Origin of the sequence: Ensifer sp. ENS11 (genome assembly GCF_014851895.1) — a bacterium.
GTDB classification, from domain to species: Bacteria; Pseudomonadota; Alphaproteobacteria; order Rhizobiales; family Rhizobiaceae; genus Ensifer; species Ensifer canadensis.
The window spans coordinates 94,923-114,118 of sequence record NZ_JACVAN010000002.1 but is presented as its reverse complement, the minus strand read 5'-3'; the positions used below and the strand labels follow the sequence as shown (position 1 = coordinate 114,118).

The 19,196-nt window shown below is 60.3% G+C and carries 15 protein-coding genes; 11 read left to right on the top strand and 4 right to left on the bottom strand.

The genetic code is table 11. The features are described from left to right. The first annotated feature begins 4 nt into the window (after positions 1-4). From nuoL to IB264_RS04585, 10 genes are all read left to right on the top strand, one after another. Complete coding sequence (gene nuoL, locus IB264_RS04630) at positions 5-1,999, top strand: NADH-quinone oxidoreductase subunit L (protein WP_025426593.1); 1,995 nt, start codon at positions 5-7, stop codon at positions 1,997-1,999. Next, on the top strand, positions 1,999-3,510 hold the full coding sequence (locus IB264_RS04625) for an NADH-quinone oxidoreductase subunit M (protein WP_025426594.1): 1,512 nt from the start codon (positions 1,999-2,001) through the stop codon (positions 3,508-3,510). The genes nuoL and IB264_RS04625 overlap by 1 nt, the downstream gene beginning before the upstream one ends. Positions 3,511-3,529: 19 nt before the next feature. Further along, positions 3,530-4,975, top strand: a complete 1,446-nt coding sequence (nuoN, locus tag IB264_RS04620; protein WP_025426595.1) for an NADH-quinone oxidoreductase subunit NuoN — start codon at positions 3,530-3,532, stop codon at positions 4,973-4,975. Beyond that, positions 4,975-5,739: a biotin--[acetyl-CoA-carboxylase] ligase gene (locus tag IB264_RS04615; protein ID WP_162174742.1), complete on the top strand. Its 765-nt coding sequence runs from the start codon at positions 4,975-4,977 to the stop codon at positions 5,737-5,739. Before nuoN ends, IB264_RS04615 begins: the two co-directional genes overlap by 1 nt. Positions 5,740-5,763: 24 nt before the next feature. Continuing rightward, on the top strand, positions 5,764-7,431 hold the full coding sequence (locus tag IB264_RS04610) for a ribonuclease J (protein WP_025426597.1): 1,668 nt from the start codon (positions 5,764-5,766) through the stop codon (positions 7,429-7,431). Positions 7,432-7,500: 69 nt separating this feature from the next. Continuing rightward, positions 7,501-7,905 carry a methylmalonyl-CoA epimerase gene (mce, locus tag IB264_RS04605; protein WP_025426598.1) on the top strand — a complete coding sequence of 135 codons (405 nt, stop codon included), beginning with the start codon at positions 7,501-7,503 and terminating at the stop codon, positions 7,903-7,905. Between the two features lie 232 nt (positions 7,906-8,137). Further along, the gene (locus IB264_RS04600) at positions 8,138-8,407 is read left to right on the top strand and encodes a DUF1467 family protein (protein WP_025426599.1); all 270 of its coding nucleotides are present in this window, start codon (positions 8,138-8,140) and stop codon (positions 8,405-8,407) included. Positions 8,408-9,187: 780 nt separating this feature from the next. Continuing rightward, positions 9,188-10,516, top strand: a complete 1,329-nt coding sequence (proS, locus tag IB264_RS04595) for a proline--tRNA ligase (RefSeq protein WP_025426600.1) — start codon at positions 9,188-9,190, stop codon at positions 10,514-10,516. 20 nt (positions 10,517-10,536) lie between these two features. Next, complete coding sequence (locus IB264_RS04590; RefSeq protein ID WP_025426601.1) at positions 10,537-11,847, top strand: lipoprotein-releasing ABC transporter permease subunit; 1,311 nt, start codon at positions 10,537-10,539, stop codon at positions 11,845-11,847. Positions 11,848-11,863: 16 nt separating this feature from the next. Beyond that, positions 11,864-12,550 (top strand): ABC transporter ATP-binding protein, encoded by a 687-nt coding sequence (locus IB264_RS04585; protein WP_025426602.1) that lies wholly within the window; start codon positions 11,864-11,866, stop codon positions 12,548-12,550. Positions 12,551-12,613: 63 nt separating this feature from the next. On the opposite strand, the gene IB264_RS04580 is transcribed toward IB264_RS04585, so the two are convergent. The 3 genes from IB264_RS04580 to IB264_RS04570 form a co-directional block, all read right to left on the bottom strand. Beyond that, positions 12,614-13,081, bottom strand: a complete 468-nt coding sequence (locus IB264_RS04580; RefSeq protein ID WP_025426603.1) for a DUF5680 domain-containing protein — start codon at positions 13,079-13,081, stop codon at positions 12,614-12,616. A gap of 80 nt (positions 13,082-13,161) precedes the next feature. Beyond that, complete coding sequence (locus IB264_RS04575; RefSeq protein WP_192433201.1) at positions 13,162-13,731, bottom strand: hypothetical protein; 570 nt, start codon at positions 13,729-13,731, stop codon at positions 13,162-13,164. A gap of 73 nt (positions 13,732-13,804) precedes the next feature. Beyond that, entirely contained in the window at positions 13,805-14,266 is a 462-nt protein-coding gene (locus IB264_RS04570) for a hypothetical protein (RefSeq protein ID WP_162174733.1), read from the bottom strand. On the opposite strand from IB264_RS04570, the gene dnaE reads away from it, so the two are divergent. Continuing rightward, on the top strand, positions 14,192-17,689 hold the full coding sequence (gene dnaE / locus IB264_RS04565; RefSeq protein ID WP_025426605.1) for a DNA polymerase III subunit alpha: 3,498 nt from the start codon (positions 14,192-14,194) through the stop codon (positions 17,687-17,689). The two genes, IB264_RS04570 and dnaE, sit on opposite strands and share 75 nt — an antisense overlap. 100 nt (positions 17,690-17,789) lie before the next feature. Here the strand turns inward: dnaE and IB264_RS04560 are convergent, their stop codons facing one another. Next, complete coding sequence (locus IB264_RS04560) at positions 17,790-19,022, bottom strand: L,D-transpeptidase family protein (RefSeq protein ID WP_025426606.1); 1,233 nt, start codon at positions 19,020-19,022, stop codon at positions 17,790-17,792. Positions 19,023-19,196 lie beyond the last annotated feature (174 nt).

Sequence of the window (19,196 nt, the reverse complement as noted above, 5' to 3'; positions counted from 1 at the left end):
GGCTATGGATACCATCATCAAGGCTATCGTCTTCCTGCCTTTGATTGGCTTTCTGGTCGCCGGCCTTTTCGGCACTTCGATCGGCGCCAAGGCTTCTGAATATGTCACCAGCGGACTGATGATCATCGCCGCCGCATTGTCGTGGTACGTCTTCTTCGACGTCGCGATGGGCGAGCAGGAACTGATCAAGGTTTCGGTGCTGCGCTGGATCCAGTCCGGCGGCTTCGACGTCGAATGGGCGTTCCGCGTCGACACGCTGACCGCAGTCATGTTCGTGGTCGTCAACACAGTGTCGACGCTCGTGCATGTCTATTCGATCGGCTATATGCACCACGATCCGCATCGTCCGCGTTTCTTCGCCTATCTGTCGCTCTTCACCTTCGCGATGTTGATGCTGATCACGTCGGACAACCTGGTGCAGATGTTCTTCGGCTGGGAAGGCGTGGGTCTCGCATCCTACCTGCTGATCGGCTTCTGGTATAAGAAGCCGTCGGCGAACGCGGCGGCGATGAAGGCGTTCATCGTCAACCGCGTTGGCGACTTCGGTTTCTCGCTTGGCATCTTCCTCGTCTTCGTGCTGTTCGGTTCGGTCAACCTCGAAACCATCTTTGCAGCAGCCCAGACCTACCTGCCGGCCGAAGGTGCCGCAGCAGGGGAGGCGGTTGTTACGCTGTTCGGCATGCACCTCGACAAGGCAGATGCCATCACGGCCGCATGCCTGCTGCTCTTCATGGGCGCGATGGGCAAGTCGGCTCAGTTCCTGCTGCACACCTGGCTTCCGGACGCGATGGAAGGCCCGACCCCGGTTTCGGCCCTCATTCACGCCGCAACCATGGTCACCGCCGGCGTCTTCCTTGTCGCTCGCATGTCGCCGCTGTTTGAGCTGTCGCCGACTGCACTGACGGTCGTCACGCTGATCGGCGCGATCACGGCCTTCTTCGCCGCAACCGTCGGTCTGGTCCAGAACGACATCAAGCGCGTCATCGCCTATTCGACCTGTTCGCAGCTTGGCTACATGTTCGTGGCCCTCGGCGTCGGCGCCTATGGCGCGGCCATCTTTCATCTGTTCACGCACGCCTTCTTCAAGGCTCTCCTTTTCTTGGGTGCAGGTTCGGTCATTCACGCCGTCGATGGCGAACAGGATATGCGTTACATGGGTGGCCTGCGGAAGCATATTAAGGTCACCTATAGGATGATGTTCATCGGCACGATCGCGCTCACCGGCGTCGGCATCCCCGGCACCGTCATCGGTACGGCCGGCTTCTTCTCGAAGGATGCCATCATCGAATCGACGTTCGCTTCGCACAGCATCGTTTCGGGCTTTGCCTTTGCGATGCTGGTGATCGCCGCTCTGTTCACCAGTTTCTATTCCTGGCGCCTGACCTTCATGACCTTCCACGGCAAGCCACGCGCTTCGTCGGATGTCATGCATCACGTCCATGAATCACCTCAGGTCATGCTGGTGCCGCTCTACATCCTGGCTGCCGGTGCTCTGCTCGCAGGCTTCCTGTTCCACGACCACTTCTTCGGCGAGGGCTATGCCGAGTTCTGGAAGGGTGCGTTGTTCACCTCGGCTGAAAACGAAATCCTCCATGAGTACCACCACGTTCCGCTGTGGGTTAAGTGGAGCCCGTTCTGCGCCATGGCGCTTGGTCTCTTCACGGCCTGGTACATGTACATCCGTCGGCCTGAGCTGCCGAAGTACCTGGCGGAACAGCATCGCGGCCTCTACCAGTTCCTGCTCAACAAGTGGTACTTCGACGAGCTATACGACTTCCTGTTCGTACGCTCGGCCAAGCGCCTCGGCGTCTTCCTGTGGAAGGAAGGCGACGGCCGGGTCATCGACGGCCTTGGCCCTAACGGAATTGCGGCACGCGTGCTTGATGTCACCGATCGTGTGGTCCGGCTGCAGACCGGTTACCTCTATCACTACGCGTTCGCCATGCTGATCGGCATTGCTGCGCTCGTTACATGGATGATGCTCGGGAGTTCCTTCTGATGACCGATTGGCCCGTACTTTCCGCGGTCACCTTCATGCCGCTCGTCGGCGTCCTGCTTCTCTTGCTGACAAGAGAAGACAGCGCCTACGGCCGCCGCAACATCCTGAACGTATCGCTGCTGACGACGCTCTTCACGTTCGCCGTGTCGGTCTATATCTGGTACCAGTTCGATAGCTCGAACCCGGGTTTCCAGATGACCGAGAAGCACGAATGGCTCGGCACCGGGATTTCCTATCATCTCGGCGTCGACGGCATCTCGGTGCTCTTCGTCGTTCTCTCTGCCTTCCTGATGCCGTTCTGCGTGCTCGCAAGCTGGTTCTCGGTCGAAAAGCGGCTGAAGGAATACATGATCGCGTTCCTGATCCTGGAAACGTTCATGATCGGCGTGTTCGTGTCGCTCGACATCGTGCTGTTCTACGTGTTCTTCGAAGCCGGCCTCATTCCGATGTTCCTCATCATCGGTGTCTGGGGCGGCAAGGATCGCGTCTATGCGAGCTACAAGTTCTTCCTCTACACGCTGCTCGGCTCGGTGCTGATGTTGCTCGCCATCATGGCGATGTACTGGCAGGCCGGTACCACCGACATCACTGAACTTCTCGCCTACAACTTCCCGCGTGAGATGCAGACGTGGTTATGGCTCGCCTTCTTCGCTTCCTTCGCGGTGAAGATGCCGATGTGGCCGGTGCACACCTGGCTTCCCGACGCGCACGTTCAGGCGCCGACGGCGGGTTCGGTCATCCTGGCCGCCATCCTCCTGAAGCTTGGCGGTTACGGCTTCGTGCGCTTCTCGCTGCCGATGTTCCCGCTGGCGTCCGACTATTTCGCGCCCTTCGTCTTCACGCTGTCGGTCATCGCGATCATCTACACCTCGCTGGTGGCGATGATGCAGACCGACATCAAGAAACTGATCGCCTATTCGTCCGTCGCACATATGGGTTACGTGACGATGGGTATCTTCGCGGCCAATACGCAGGGTGTTCAGGGTGCGATTTTCCAGATGCTGTCGCACGGCATCGTCTCCGGCGCGCTCTTCCTTTGCGTCGGCGCCGTCTATGACCGGCTGCACACCCGCGAGATCTCGGCCTATGGCGGCCTCGTCAACAACATGCCGAAATACGCCGTCGCCTTCATGGTGTTCACCATGGCCAACGTCGGCCTACCCGGCACATCAGGCTTCGTCGGCGAAGTGCTGACGCTCGTCGGCGTCTTCCGCGTCAATACCTGGGTTGCGTTCTTTGCAACGAGCGGCGTTATTCTCTCGGCTGCCTACGCGCTCTGGCTCTACCGCCGAGTGATCTTCGGTGCGCTGGAAAAGGAAAGCCTGAAGGCTCTGCTCGATCTTTCGGCTCGCGAGAAGGCGATCCTTTACCCGCTGGTGATCCTGACGATCTTCTTCGGTGTCTATCCGGCGCCGATCTTCGATGCGACCGCAGCCTCCGTGGATCTGCTCGTCAACAACTACTCCGCAGCCCTGCAGGCAGCGCAAAACGTTGCGCTTTCGGTGCAATGACCACAGGACGTGATTGGACATGACTGCTGAAATCCTCCTCGCTAGCCTGCAGCTCTCGATCCCCGAGTTGATCCTCGCGGTCGGCGCGATGGCGCTCTTGATGATCGGCGTGTTCGCCGGTGAAAAGTCGACCTCGACCGTCACCGGCCTTGCGGTTGCCCTTCTCACCATCGCCGGCCTCTGGCTCGTCCTGAAGACGGGCGAGGGCGAAGCTTACGGCGGCGCCTTCCTGTCCGATCCCTTCGCCAAGTTCATGAAGGTGCTGGCGCTGATCGGCTCGATCACCGCCATGGTGATGACGGTCGGCCATGCCCGTTCCGCGCAGATCGATCGTTTCGAGTTCCCGGTGCTGCTGGTGCTCGCCACCCTCGGAATGCTCCTGATGATCTCGGCCAACGACCTGATGTCGCTGTACCTGTCGCTGGAATTGCAGTCGCTGGCGCTCTACGTCGTAGCCGCCATCAACCGTGACAGCATCCGTTCGACGGAAGCCGGCCTGAAGTATTTCGTCCTCGGCGCGCTGTCTTCGGGCATGCTGCTTTATGGCATGTCGCTGGTCTACGGCTTCACCGGCCACACCGGCTTTGACGAGATTGCCGCTGCATTGACGACTACGGGCACGCCGTCGCTCGGCCTGATCTTCGGACTGGTCTTCATCCTTGCCGGCCTTGCATTCAAGATTTCTGCCGTTCCGTTCCACATGTGGACGCCGGATGTTTATGAAGGTGCGCCGACGCCGGTCACCGCATTCTTCGCCGCGGCCCCGAAGGTTGCCGCCATGGCCATCTTCGTTCGCATCGTCATCAACGCGTTCGAGCCGGTCGTTGTCCAGTGGCAACAGATCGTCGTCTTCATCTCGATCGCTTCGATGCTGCTCGGAGCCTTTGCGGCGATCGGCCAGAAGAACATCAAGCGCCTGATGGCCTATTCCTCCATCGGTCACATGGGCTACGCGCTCGTCGGTCTCGCCGCCGGCTCTATGGCGGGCGTTCGCGGCGTTCTGCTCTACATGCTCATCTACATGGTCATGACGCTCGGCACCTTCGCCTGCATCCTCGCCATGCGCCGCAAGGATGGCGAGAACGTCGAAAGCGTCGACGATCTCGCTGGCCTGTCGCAGACCAACCCCTTCATGGCCACGGTCCTTACCATCCTGATGTTCTCGCTCGCCGGCATCCCGCCGATGGCAGGCTTCTTCGGGAAGTACTTCGTGTTCATGGCGGCTATCGAAGCCCATCTCTATGCGCTTGCCATCATCGGCGTGCTCGCTTCGGTCGTCGGCGCCTACTACTACCTGCGTGTCATCAAGGTGATGTGGTTCGACGATGCCAAGGGCGAGTTTGCCCGGACGGCCGGCGAGCTTCGCCTGGTTTTCGGTCTCTCGGGCCTGTTCGTGCTTGGCTACGTCCTGATCGGTGGTCCGCTCGGCAACGCCGCTGAAGTCGCGGCTCGGACCTTCTTTTGATAGGCCTTGAAGGCGGCGGCCGGGTTTCGCTCGACGATTTCCGGCACGTCGCTCTCAATGAAGTCGGTTCGACCAACAGCGAATGCCTGGTGCGGGCGCGCGAGGGGGACAGGGGAAATCTCTGGATCACCGCCGCCCGCCAGACAGGTGGACGTGGTCGACGCGGTAGGGCCTGGTTTTCAGAGCCCGGCAATCTCTATGCTTCGCTCCTCTTGATCGAGCCGGCTCCGATCGAGCTGCTGCACTCGCTGCCGCTGGCAGTGGCAGTGGCGGTTCACAGGGCCATCCGACAGGTAATGCCGCTGGCCGGCGCTCCGGTCGAGATCAAATGGCCGAACGATATCCTCATCGACGGCAAGAAGACTTGCGGCATCCTGCTTGAAGGCGAGAGTCTTGCAGACGGACGTCGCGCGCTGGTCATCGGCTGCGGCATCAACATCGCCGTCATGCCCGACGAGGCACTCTACCCGGTGACTTCGCTTCGCAACGAAGGGGCGTCGGTATCGCCGGACGACTTGTTTGCCCACCTTTTCCTGACCATGGCCGATACGCTCTCCGTTTGGGACCAGGGCAGGGGTGTGGCACACATCATAGACCAATGGCGGGCGGCAGCGCGCGGCATCGGCGAGACCATTACGGTGAACCTGCCGGATCGGTCGCTTTCCGGCCGCTTTGCCGGTATTGATCAGGACGGCCGGCTGATGCTCGATACGGGCTCGGACACGATGCAGACGATCGCCGCCGGCGACGTATTTTTCGGATAATCAAAACAAGGGCGCATCAAAAACATGGCGCAAGAAGAAGAACTGGTGTTCTTGCCGCTCGGCGGCGTCGGTGAAATCGGGATGAACCTCGGCCTCTATGGCTATGGCAAACCCGGTCATCGACAGTGGATAATGGTCGATTGCGGCGTCACCTTCCCGGGGCCGGAGCTGCCGGGAGTGGATCTGGTTCTGGCCGATATCAGTTTCCTGGCGGAAGAACGCCGCAATCTCAAGGGCATCATCATCACCCATGCCCACGAGGATCACTATGGTGGTCTCAACGATCTTTGGCCGGGGTTGAACGTACCGGTCTATGCCTCGCCGTTTACCGCGGGCATGCTTGAGGCGAAACGCGACTTCGAAAGGAGCCGCGGCGAAATCCCGATAACGATCTTCAAGCAGGGCGACCGCATCAATGTTGGCCCGTTCGAAATCGAAGCGGTCGGCGTCAACCACTCGATCCCCGAGCCGATGTCGCTGATCATCCGCACGCCGCTTGGCGCGATCGTTCACACCGGCGACTGGAAGATCGATCTTCAGCCGTCGCTCGGGCCCCTGACCGACGAGCAGCGCTTCCGCAAGATCGGTGACGAGGGCGTGCTGGCGCTGGTCTGCGATTCGACCAATGCGCTTCGTGACGGGGTCTCGCCGTCCGAGCAGGAGGTTTCGGCAAGCCTGACGCAGATCATCTCCAAGTCTGAAGGACGTGTGGCGATCACCACCTTCTCTTCCAATGTCGGGCGCATCCGCTCGATTGCGGAAGCTGCGGAAGAGGCGGGCCGCGAGGTGTTGCTTCTCGGCAGCTCGATGAAGCGCGTCGTCGCCGTCGCCCGCGATCTCGGCCTGATGGAAGGCATCAAGCCTTTCCTCGCCGAAGACGAGTTCGGCTATGTGCCGCGCGACAAGGTCGTGGTGATCCTGACCGGTAGCCAGGGCGAACCCCGTGCCGCACTTGCCAAGATCGCCCGCGACGAGATGCGCAACGTCGCCTTTTCCGCCGGCGATACGGTCGTGTTTTCGTCGCGTACCATTCCCGGTAACGAGAAGGCGATCAACGACATCAAGAACGGCCTGATCGAGCAGGGCATTCACATCATCACCGACAGTGAAGCGCTGGTGCATGTGTCGGGCCACCCGCGTCGCAGCGAGCTGCAGCAGATGTACCAGTGGGTCCGTCCGCAGATCCTCGTGCCGGTGCATGGTGAGGCCGCACACCTGACGGCGCATGCCGAACTTGGCCTGCAGTCGGGTATCGCCAGCGTTCCGCGGCTTCGCAACGGCGATATGCTGCGGCTGGCGCCAGGTCCGGCCGAAGTCATCGACACTGCGCCGCATGGCCGGATCTACAAGGATGGCTCGCTGATCGGTGATTTCGAGGAAATGGGCATCGGTGAGCGGCGCAAGCTCTCCTTTGCCGGACATGTCTCAGTCAACGTCGTGCTCGACAACCGCTACGATTTCCTCGGTGATCCTGACCTCGTTGCCATCGGCTTGCCCGAGTTCGACGACGAGGGCGAGGACATGGAAGACACGCTCTATGACGCCGTGCTCGGTGCTGTCGAAAGCATCCCGCGTGCCAAGCGCAAGGATCTGGCCATGCTGCAGGAGGCGGTGCGCCGCGCCGTGCGTAGCACCGTCAACCAGATCTGGGGCAAGAAGCCCGTGGTGACCGTGTTCGTCACCAAAGTCTGATTTCCTTCAGGCTCCCGGCGCTGTAGACGTCCGGGGGCTTGAAAACAGCCCGAAGGTTGGAGGATCGCGATGCTTGGACGTGTAAACCATGTGGCAATCGCCGTGCCGGATCTGGCATCCGCTGCTGAGGGCTACCGAGTGACGCTCGGCGCTTCGGTGACCGAGCCGCAAGCCTTGCCCGAGCACGGTGTCACCGTCGTTTTCGTCGCGCTTCCCAACACCAAGGTCGAACTGCTGGAGCCGCTCGGCGATGCCTCGCCGATTGCGGCGTTTCTCGCCAAGAACCCGTCCGGCGGCATGCATCACATTTGCTACGAGGTCGAGGACATCATTGCTGCCCGTGACACGCTGAAGGCGTCCGGCGCGCGGGTTCTCGGTGACGGCGAGCCGAAGATCGGCGCTCACGGCAAGCCGGTGCTTTTTCTGCACCCGAAGGATTTTCAAGGCACGTTGATCGAGCTTGAACAGGTGTGACAGTTGACCGCGCGATGCCGGTTTGTGTGATCGCGCCGGTGGCGTTATAAGCGGGCTACAGCGCCGCGCGTCAAGTTTGACGCGCTCAGCACGCTGTAACACTTTAAACTTGCTGCATAATTTTCTCCTTAAATCGATGCCGATTTAAGGAATTATGCAGTAGAATATCGCGAGGATCGTTCCGTTGAGGGCCAGTAGCCAGTTCGGGACAGGTCTTCATCAGGAGCCGGAAATGCCGCTTTTTTCAACCTTTGCCATCTACTTCATTATCTGGTGGCTGACGCTGTTTGCAGTGCTGCCGCTTGGCGTGCGCACGCAGGCGGAGGAAAACGAGGTGGTGCCCGGCACTGTCGAAAGCGCGCCGGCGCGGTTCCGTGCCAAACGGGTCATCCTGCTGACAACTGCAATCGCGGCGGTCATCCAGCTTGCCTGGTACATTGTGTCGGTGCGGCTCGGCTACGGCATCGACAGCATTCCGCGCTTCTATCCGAAGTTCTATTGAGCCAAGCATCGGCAAGCATGTGGGCGCTCGGCGTCTAGGGATATCGAGTGATCGTGTCCGCTTCCTCACAATCCCCAGTTAAGTATTATCGATTTACCGCTGCACAGGCCCGTAGAGTTCTCTCGGGTGCCTCTCTGCGCGAAACCCGGGCAATCCTACGATTGACCGCCCCGAAATTGACATAGTTCAAGAAAGCCCGGGTGCTCCGATGAGGGTTCGCTTGGCGAAAGGCAAAAAAAAACAAGGCTAAAAGCCTTGTTTTTCAAGTATCGCGTGATCTTTAATCCGTTTCCGGCGGCAGCGACGAAGCGCGCCTAAGATCTTATCCTCCCAAGACTTGACCGCGAAAGTCGGCAAGAATTTAGACTTCATGCCTGTTTTGTGAGCCGAAATTAGCCCAAACATTGGGCGATGTCACCTTATTTTTTTGCATTTTTGCTACAGTTGGATAAAATTTCTCCGTTGACAAGCATCGTCGCAATACTGTTACTACCGTGCTCTTTTGACGCAGCTTTTGGCTTGTCGGTTCTCCTTCGAATCTCTCGATCCACTCTGTGTGGTTCCTTCTGCAAGCAGGGTTTTCATCCGGGCGCGAAGCGGCTATGAACGCAGGGCTCGGAAAGGTTCCTGCCGACTTGTCGGTGACGGAAATTTGAGAGCCGACCCCAAGAAGCAATGGTCGCCTTTGCCTGTTTTCGGCGAGACCGGCGTACCTGAGCTCAACGTCATTTCGCCCGAATCCGTCGATAGTGCGACGTTCATCAAGTTCTGGAACCCGTCATGCGCCTGTCCCGCTTTTTCATGCCCATCTTGAAGGAAAATCCGAAGGAAGCGGAAATCGTTTCCCACCGTCTTATGCTCCGGACGGGCATGATCCGGCAGCAGTCCTCGGGGATCTATACCTGGCTGCCGTTCGGAAAGCGGGTTCTCGACAAGGTCAATGCGATCGTTCGCGAAGAGCAGAACCGCACCGGCGCGAATGAGCTTTTGATGCCGACGCTGCAGTCCGCCGAGCTTTGGCAGGAGAGCGGCCGTTATGACGCCTATGGCAAGGAAATGCTGCGCATCAAGGACCGCCAGGATCGGCCGATGCTCTATGGTCCGACCAATGAGGAAATGATCACGGATGTCTTCCGTTCCTACGTGAAGTCCTACCGCAATCTGCCGCTCAATCTCTACCATATCCAGCTGAAGTTCCGCGACGAGATCCGTCCGCGCTTCGGCACCATGCGCTCGCGCGAGTTCCTGATGAAGGATGCCTATTCCTTCGATCTCGACCGCGAAGGTGCCGAGCACGCCTATAACAAGATGTTCGCCGCTTACCTGCGCACCTTCTCGCGCATGGGGCTGCGTGCCATTCCGATGCGTGCCGACACCGGACCGATTGGCGGCAATCTCAGCCATGAATTCATCATTCTCGCCGAAACCGGTGAATCCGAAGTGTTCTGCCACAAGGACTTCCTCGGCTTCGATATTCCCGGCGAAGACACCAATTTCGATGATGTCGCTGGTCTGAAGACGATCTTCGACAAGTGGACCTCGCGCTACGCGGCCACGTCCGAAATGCACGACGAAGCGGCGTTCAACGAAGTCGCCGAAGGCGATCGCCTGTCGGCACGCGGCATCGAAGTCGGCCATATCTTCTACTTCGGCACCAAGTATTCCGAGGCGATGGGCGCGAAGGTTCTCGGTCCGGATGGCAAGGAACACGCGGTCCATATGGGCTCCTACGGCATCGGCCCGACACGGCTGGTTCCGGCGATCATCGAGGCGTCGCATGACGACAACGGCATCATCTGGCCGAAGTCGATCTCGCCGTTCGATGGTGTGATCATCAACATGAAAGCGGGCGATGCCGCTTGCGACGCAGCCTGCGAGACGCTCTATTCGAAGCTCGGCGCCGCAGGATTCGATGCGCTGCTCGACGATACGGACGACCGCGCCGGCGCCAAGTTCGCCTCTGCCGATCTTATCGGCGTACCTGTCCAGATCATCGTCGGACCGCGTTCTATCGCCAACGGCGAAGTCGAGCTCAAGGATCGCAAGACCGGTGAGCGCGAGACCATGACTGTCGAGGCAGCCCTCAACAAGCTGATCGCGACGAAGTAAGTGAGGCAAGGGGAGGCAGGATGACCGCCGTGACGGAAGATCAGGTGCAGGCCGCTGGCCAGTCTGCAAAGTCCGCCAGCCGCCCTTTTTCCGCCTTTGAGCGCATGGTCGCCTGGCGCTATCTGCGTTCGCGGCGCAAGGAAGCCTTCATTTCGGTGATCGCCGGCTTCTCCTTCATCGGCATCATGCTCGGCGTCGCGACGCTGATCATCGTCATGGCGGTGATGAACGGTTTTCGCACCGAGCTCATCTCGCGCATCCTCGGCATCAATGGCCACATGATCGTGCAACCGATCGACGGTCCGCTCAACAATTACCCCGACCTCGCCACCCGCTTTTCCGGTGTGAAGGGTGTGACGATGGCGATCCCGCTGGTCGAAGGCCAGGTTCTGGCCCAGGGCGTCGGCGATTCTTCGACCGGTGCGCTCGTGCGCGGCATCCGCGCCGATGACCTCAGCAAGATGAAGTCGGTCTCCGACCATATTCAATCCGGCGATCTCGTCGGCTTCGCCGCCGGCACCGGCGTGGCGATCGGTTCACGTATGGCTGAGCAGCTCGGCATTCAGGTGGGCGGCACGATCACGCTGACATCGCCGAACGGCGACGTCACGCCGATGGGCATGAACCCGCGGGTCAAGGCCTATACGGTCTCGGCAATCTTCGAGATCGGTATGTCGGAATATGATGCGTCGATCATCTTCATGCCGCTTGAGGAATCGCAGCTGTTCTTCAATGCCGAAGGCTTGGCCCAGCAGATCGAGATCTTCGTCGAGCACCCCGATATGGTCGACGATTTGCGCAAGCCGGTCGAGGACGCTGCCGAGCGGCAGATCTTCATCACCGATTGGCGCGACCGCAACAAGACGTTCTTCTCGGCGCTCGAGGTCGAGCGTAATGTGATGTTCATGATCCTGACGTTGATCGTTCTGGTCGCGGCGCTGAACATCATTTCCGGACTGATCATGCTGGTGAAGGACAAGGGGAGCGACATCGCCATCCTTCGCACGATGGGCGCGACCTCCGGCTCCGTCATGCGCATCTTCTTCATGACTGGAGCTGCCATCGGTGCGGCGGGAACCGTTGCCGGCGTGCTGCTCGGTGTCGTCGTCTGCCTGAACATTGAGTCCATTCGCCAATTCTTCTCCTGGATTTCAGGCACGACGCTGTTCAGCCCCGAGCTCTATTTCCTCAGCCAGTTGCCGGCAGATATGAACGCCGACGAGACGATCCTCGTCGTCGTCATGGCCCTCAGCCTGTCGTTCCTTGCCACGATCTTTCCGGCATGGCGCGCCTCGCGCCTCGATCCCGTGCAGGCCCTGCGGTACGAATGACAAGGACATCATCTGAATGAATGCGCGCGTGGCACTGCAGCTTTCGGGCATCGAGCGTAATTACGGGCAGGGGGACACCTTCCTCTCGATCCTCAAGGGCGCGGACTTCACGCTGAAAAGCGGCGAGACCGTTGCGCTTGTGGCGCCGTCAGGCACTGGCAAGTCGACGCTTCTGCATGTTGCGGGCCTGCTGGAGCGGCCGGATGGCGGAAAGGTCGTGGTCAACGGCGTGACCTGCGACGGTCTCAACGACGACAGGCGCACCGCTATCCGTCGCAACGAGATCGGTTTCGTCTACCAGTTCCATCATCTGCTTCCGGAGTTCACCGCTCTCGAAAACATCATGATGCCGCAGCTGATCGCCGGCCTTGGCAAGGCTGAGGCCGCCGAGCGTGCGCGGGCGCTGCTCGACTACATGCGTATCGGCCACCGCGCCGATCACCGCCCGTCGGAGCTTTCAGGCGGCGAACAGCAGCGCGTGGCGATCGCCCGCGCCGTTGCCAATGCTCCCTTGGTATTGCTGGCCGATGAGCCGACCGGCAATCTCGATCCGGAAACTGCGGGATACGTCTTCGAAGCGCTCGAAGCATTGGCTCGCCAGTCCGGTCTTGCAGCCCTGATCGCCACGCACAATCACGAGCTGGCATCGCTTATGGACCGGCGGGTGACGATCGAGGACGGCAAGGTCGTCGAGCTGAAATAACGCTCGCGTCAAAGCCCGTTTCCAATGGAGCGCGCGATATCAATGTGATGCGAAACCTTTAGTTTAAGGCACGATGAGGCCACCTCGATAGTCGAGTTCGTAGGCTTCGTCGCCGTCGACAAAGATGACTTCACGTCCGGAAAAGTGCCCGGTGTCGCCGCGGCTGTTGTCGATGTAGTAGCCGTAGGCGTGGCGATATTCCATTCCACCGAGAAAGTGCCGCTTCTCGCGATACATGGTATCGAGCGCGGCTTTGATGACGATGCCGGCGCGTTCCGCATCGATCAGATCGGGCCGGATGACGCGGCCGAAATAATTCATGGCCCAGCGGGTGTCGTCCTCGAACCAGACGGTTTCCTGTCCTGCGAAATCGGTCCCACCGAAGTAACTGTCGAGATACCGCCACCGGTCGCGTTGGTAGCCGATATCGCGCGAGCCCGCGCGCGATGGCGGGCTTGTTATCCCGCCACCGACATATGTCTTCGATTTGGCTTCCACGATGAAGTCTTTGAGCTGCTCGATGCTGGCCATGAGAACACCTTGTTTGTTCCCTGGCAGCATGCCGCGACATTCCGTCGATGTAAAGAACAAAAAGGGAACAAATAGCTCGATTAGATGCCGCAGGCGTGCTGGCCGCGGTCGTCGTTCCAGTCATCGAGAAGCACAAGCTCGCCTTTGGCGCTGACGGGCTTGTCGTTCGATTTGCCCTTGCCCGTCAGCACATTCAGGTCGCAGTGCGAGGTATTGTCGAGATTGAGCGTGTCATAGGACGAGTAGGTGTAGCCGCCGACGACAAAGTCGAAATTGCGATAGGCGATCGTCAGCTTCTGTTCCCAACGGTCACGCCCGACCGAATCGTTGTGGGTGGTAATCACCAGCGAACCATTCGCAAGCGCCGTGACGGACGGTGCCTGGCCGGCCATGCCGTATTGCCCCCAGACCTTGTTCGGAACGGCCGACTTGAGCGCCAGCGGGCCGTCTTCGCCGGCGAGATAGATATAGACGGCATTGTTCTCGTCTGTCCCGTCATCGGGCTTCACCAGCAGCGCCAGATCGCCAGCACCATTCTTGTCCCAGTCGCCTGTCGCGGCCGGGACAATGCGGCCGGGATCAATCGCCTCGGCGGCAAGGGCGAGGGAAGGAAGCAGAAAAACGAGAGGCAGGGTCAGGCGTGCAGTCATGTCGTTGTGCTCCGTGTGGTTGGTCCAGTCATAGGCGCGATGGACGGAGCGCTCAAGGTTTCGGTTAATTACCTCAAACGCTCTTTGTTGATGCGGTTAACCATGCGCGGTGGAAAGCGGGCGGTGTGCTCAACAGCGATTGACGAGAGAACAAAAAAAGAACAAAGTGGATACATAACGGAAAAGGAGCCATGTTATGACTGATTTTGTTCGTGACCTCGCCGCCTTCACATCGATGGGCCTGTTTGTCGCCAGCGTTGCCTTCATCGCTCTCGGACTTTGATCCCTGGGCATACTCAAGATGCTGCGCGACCCCGATGCGGGGTCGCTCGATATTATCCCGGCACAGCACCCCCGACACCAGCACCGTTGAAAAGAACGCCGGCCCACGATGCAAAACTGGACATGGCGGGTGATAAACGGGATATCCTGACACCCTGACAGGAATCAGGATGTAGAGATGGCGGATCACGGCAGCGGGGAACGGAACGATCAGACGACTGCGGATCCGCAGTTCGTGCATTTGCGTGTTCACTCGGCTTTTTCGCTGCTCGAAGGCGCACTGCCTTTGAAGAAGGTGATCGGCAAGGCTGTGGCCGATGCTCAGCCGGCGATCGGTATCGCCGACACCAACAATCTTTTCGCAGCCCTTGAATTTTCCCAGAAGGCGGCCGAAGACGGCCTGCAGCCGCTGACCGGCTGTCAGTTGTCGATCGACATGGAAGACGACGGTGACGGCGAACGTCGCAGCCATGCCCAGCAGCTCGCCAAGCTGCCGGCCATCGTCCTGATCGCCGCGACGGACGACGGCTACACACGACTGGTCGATCTGGTAAGCCGCGCCTATCTCGGCGGCGAAGGCAGCCAGGTCACGAGGATCACGCGGTCGTGGCTCGTGGAGGCCGGCACCGACGGGCTGATCGCCCTTTCGGGCGCAGGCGGCGGCCCGATCGACATGGCGGTGAAATCCGGCTCGACGGCCTTGGCCGAGGCACGCCTGGAAGCCCTAAAGGATCTCTTCGGCGATCGGCTCTATATCGAGCTGCAACGGCACGGAAACTTTGACCGCCGACATGAAAGCCGGATGATCGATCTGGCGTACAAGTTCGATGTGCCTCTGGTTGCGACCAACGAGGCGTTCTTTCCCTCGCCATCCGACTATGACGCGCACGACGCGCTGATGGCGGTCGCTCACAACGCCATGGTTTCCGACGACAGTCGGTTCCGGTTGACGCCGGATCATTATCTCAAGAGCCGGAAGGAAATGGCGGCACTTTTTGCCGACCTGCCCGAGGCGCTCGAAAATACCATCGAGATCGCGCGGCGCTGCTCGTTCATGCTGAAGACGCGCGGGCCGATCCTGCCACGCTTCACCGGCGCCTCGGACGATCCGGAGGAGGCCGAGCGTGCCGAGTCCAGCGAGTTGCGCCGGCAGGCGGAAGAGGGGCTCAACGATCGGTTGCGCAAGCTCGGCATGGCGCCCGGCTATACAGAGGAAGAGTACCGCGAGCGGTTGGCGTTCGAACTCAGCGTCATCGAGCGCATGAAGTTCCCCGGCTACTTCCTGATCGTTGCCGACTTCATCAAATGGGCCAAGCAGCAGGACATCCCCGTCGGCCCGGGACGCGGTTCGGGCGCGGGCTCGCTCGTCGCCTATGCGCTGACGATCACCGATGTCGACCCGATGCGGTTCTCACTGCTGTTCGAACGCTTCCTCAATCCGGAACGCGTATCGATGCCCGACTTCGACATCGACTTCTGTCAGGACCGGCGCGAAGAAGTCATTCGCTACGTCCAGGCGAAATACGGCCGCGAGCAGGTGGCCCAGATCATCACCTTCGGTTCGCTTCAGGCGCGCGCGGCGCTGCGCGACGTCGGCCGCGTGCTCGAGATGCCCTATGGCCAGGTCGACAAGATCTGCAAGCTCGTGCCCAACAATCCGGCCAACCCGACGCCGCTGTCAAAGGCGATCGAGGAAGAACCGCGCCTGCAGGAAGAGGCGGAAAAGGAACCCGTCGTCGCCCGTCTTCTCGACATCGCGCAGAAGATCGAGGGTCTCTATCGCCATGCCTCGACCCACGCAGCCGGTATCGTGATCGGCGACCGGCCGCTGTCAAAGCTCGTGCCGATGTATCGCGATCCGCGTTCCGATATGCCGGTGACGCAGTTCAACATGAAATGGGTCGAGCAGGCCGGCCTGGTAAAATTCGACTTCCTCGGCCTGAAAACGCTGACCGTGCTGAAGGTCGCCGTCGACTTCGTCAAGCTGCGCGGCATCGAGGTCGATCTCGCCAGCATTCCGCTCGACGACGAGAAGACCTACGAGATGCTGTCGCGCGGCGAGACGGTCGGCGTGTTCCAGGTGGAAAGTGCCGGCATGCGCAAGGCGCTGATCGGTATGCGGCCAGACTGCATCGAGGACATTATTGCGCTGGTGGCGCTTTATCGTCCGGGCCCGATGGAGAATATCCCGGTCTACAACGCCCGCAAGCACGGCGAAGAAGAGATCGAATCGATCCATCCGAAGATCGACCATCTGCTCAAGGAAACGCAGGGCGTTATCGTCTACCAGGAGCAGGTGATGCAGATCGCCCAGGTCCTGTCGGGCTATTCGCTCGGCGAAGCCGACCTTCTGCGTCGCGCCATGGGCAAGAAGATCAAGGAGGAAATGGACAAGCAGCGCGCCCGTTTCGTCGACGGCGCGGTCAAGAACGAGGTATCGAAGCCGCAGGCCGATCTGATCTTCGATCTTCTCGCCAAGTTCGCCAACTACGGCTTCAACAAGTCGCACGCTGCCGCCTACGCCATCGTCTCCTATCAGACGGCCTATATGAAGGCGCACTATCCGGTCGAGTTCCTGGCGGCGTCGATGACGCTCGATATGGCCAACACGGAGAAGGTCAACGACTTCCGTCAGGATGCCGGGCGCCTCGGCATCCAGGTGATTGCGCCGTCGGTCCAGTCCTCCTTCCGGCATTTCCAGACCGGCGACAAGCGCATCTACTACTCATTGGCCGCCATCAAGGGTGTCGGCGAATCGGCAGTCGAGCATATCGTTGCCGTTCGCGGCGACCGCGAGTTTGCGAGCCTTGAGGATTTCTGCCTGAGGATCGACCCGAAGCTGCTCAACCGGCGTGTGTTCGAAAGCCTGATCGCGGCCGGCGCCTTCGATTGCTTCGGTTACGACCGTGCCGAGCTGGTCGGCGGTCTCGATCGCATCCTCGGCTTTGCCCAGCGCGCGCAGGAAAACAAGACGAGCGGACAGAGCGATATGTTCGGTGCGGGGGCCGCGACCGGACCGGAACGGATCTCGCTTCCCACCTACACGCCGTGGCTCGCCTCAGAAAAGCTGCACCGCGAGTTTCAGGTGCTGGGCTTCTATCTCTCGGCCCATCCGCTCGACACCTACAACCCGCTGCTCGCCAAGATGCGCGTCCAGACCTTCGGCGATTTCGCCGGAGCGGTGAAGAAGGGCGCAACGGCGGGACGTCTCGCCGGCACCGTTACCTCCAGACAGGAGCGCAAGACCCGAACCGGCAACAAGATGGGCATCATCGCTTTCTCGGATTCGTCCGGTCAGTTCGAGGCCGTGCTGTTTTCGGAAATGCTGCACCAGTATCGCGACCTGCTTGAGCCCGGCAAATCGCTGGTGATGACGGTTCAGGCGGAGGAGCGGCCGGAAGGCATCGGCCTTCGCATCCAGACCCTGCGCTCGCTCGAGGAAGAATCGCTGCAGATGCAGAAGGCGCTGCGCGTTTATGTGCGCGATTCAGGACCACTGAAGTCGATCGCCGCCCATTTGAATGCGAGGGGCGAGGGTCTCGTTTCCTTCATCGTCATCAAGGATAACGGCCAGCGCGAGATCGAGGTCGAACTCAACGAGAAGTTCAGGATTTCGCCGGAGATTGCCGCAGCACTTCGCTCGGCTCCGGGTGTGGTCGACGTTGAACTCGTCTGACCGCGCTGCATGATTGCTTGAGCCGGCGGCGTATAAAGATACGGAACGTCAGGCGCGGCTGCAGCGCAGCTTTTGAGTATCGGATCGACTGCGCAGGGCATCAGCCCCGCGGGGATGCGCGGGTGATTGTGATGAAATCGGTCCCGTCGCCGGTTTCGAGCCCGCTCTCCATGTCCGAAATCGACAGCGACGAACCGTCTGCAAGCAGGCCGCCGATCCGTTCGCGGACGTCGTCGGAGACCGTCAGGCGCCCGAGCGTGCGCTGGACGGCATTGAAGGCTGATGCGTCGGCGTCGGCGGCGATCCCGAGGCGCTTCTTCACCGATGACGGCAGATGGTTTTCGAGCGGTACGCCGTACCACTTGCCTTCGCTCTTTCCCTCGTCAATCTCTTGAAATTGCAGGAAATGCGTGCCGAGCGCCTGCTCCGGCTTGTCGATCGTGACGCCTGCCTCGAAAATCGGCTTGAAACCCTGGCGGACAAGGATCACCCCGTTGGGGGGAACGTCGCGGCCCGCTTTCCTGAAGATCGCCTCAGTCAGCTCCGGCGTCAGCTTGCCATCGACGGTCGATCCCTCGGCAGTCTGGAACGCGTTGATGGCGGCGGTCGTGTCCGGGCCGATGTGGCCGTCCGGCACGCCGGCGACATAGCCGAGTTGGTTCAGCGCCGACTGGACTTCACGCTTGATATCGCGCTCGCCGCGTCGGGTGATCAGCATGCGGATCGGCTCGCGGTCTTCTGCTTTGATGACTGAGTTGGCGGTCGATGCCTCGGTCATCGCCACTTCGACCGGCATGGTCTCGGTCTGGCTGATCGCCGGGCGGAGGGGCACATCCGACAGCGGTGCGGGGTTCTCGCCGGGCGCCGGGTTGCGCTGGAAGAGCACGGCGCTCGACACTTCGGTGGGGCTGACCTGCCGATCGGTTATCAGGACATGCACGCCGCGCGACGTCATCTTGAAGAGGCTGGCGGCAAACTTGCTCGGCAGGCGCACGCAACCGTGCGAAGCCGGATAGGCCGGCACGTGATTGGAGCCATGCAGCGCAATGCCTGACCAGGTCAGTCGCTGCATGAAGGGCATCGGCGCATTCGAATAGATGTTGGATTTGTGGTGACGGCGTTTTTCAAGGATCGAGAAGATGCCCGTCGGTGTGGAATGGCCGGCCTTGCCGGTAGAGACTGCCGACGTTGCGATCACCGCGTCGCCGTCATAGACGACGAGGGATTGCTGGTTCTTCGAAACGATGATCTGCAGCGGTGCGTTGCTGCCGGCAAAGCCGACCGCAGGCGAAAACAAGAAGACGACGACGCTGGCCGTGAGAGCGAAACGCAATACCATACACTCATCCCAACACGTAAACTGGCCGACAAGCTTACGCTGAAATCTTTAAAGAATTTGTCCCGATCGACCTACAGCGCCGCGCGTCTTATTAGACGCGCAAAGGTCGCTGTAGCACTTTGAATTGCTGCATGTTTTTATCGTTGCAGGATACGTCAAGCCGCCGCC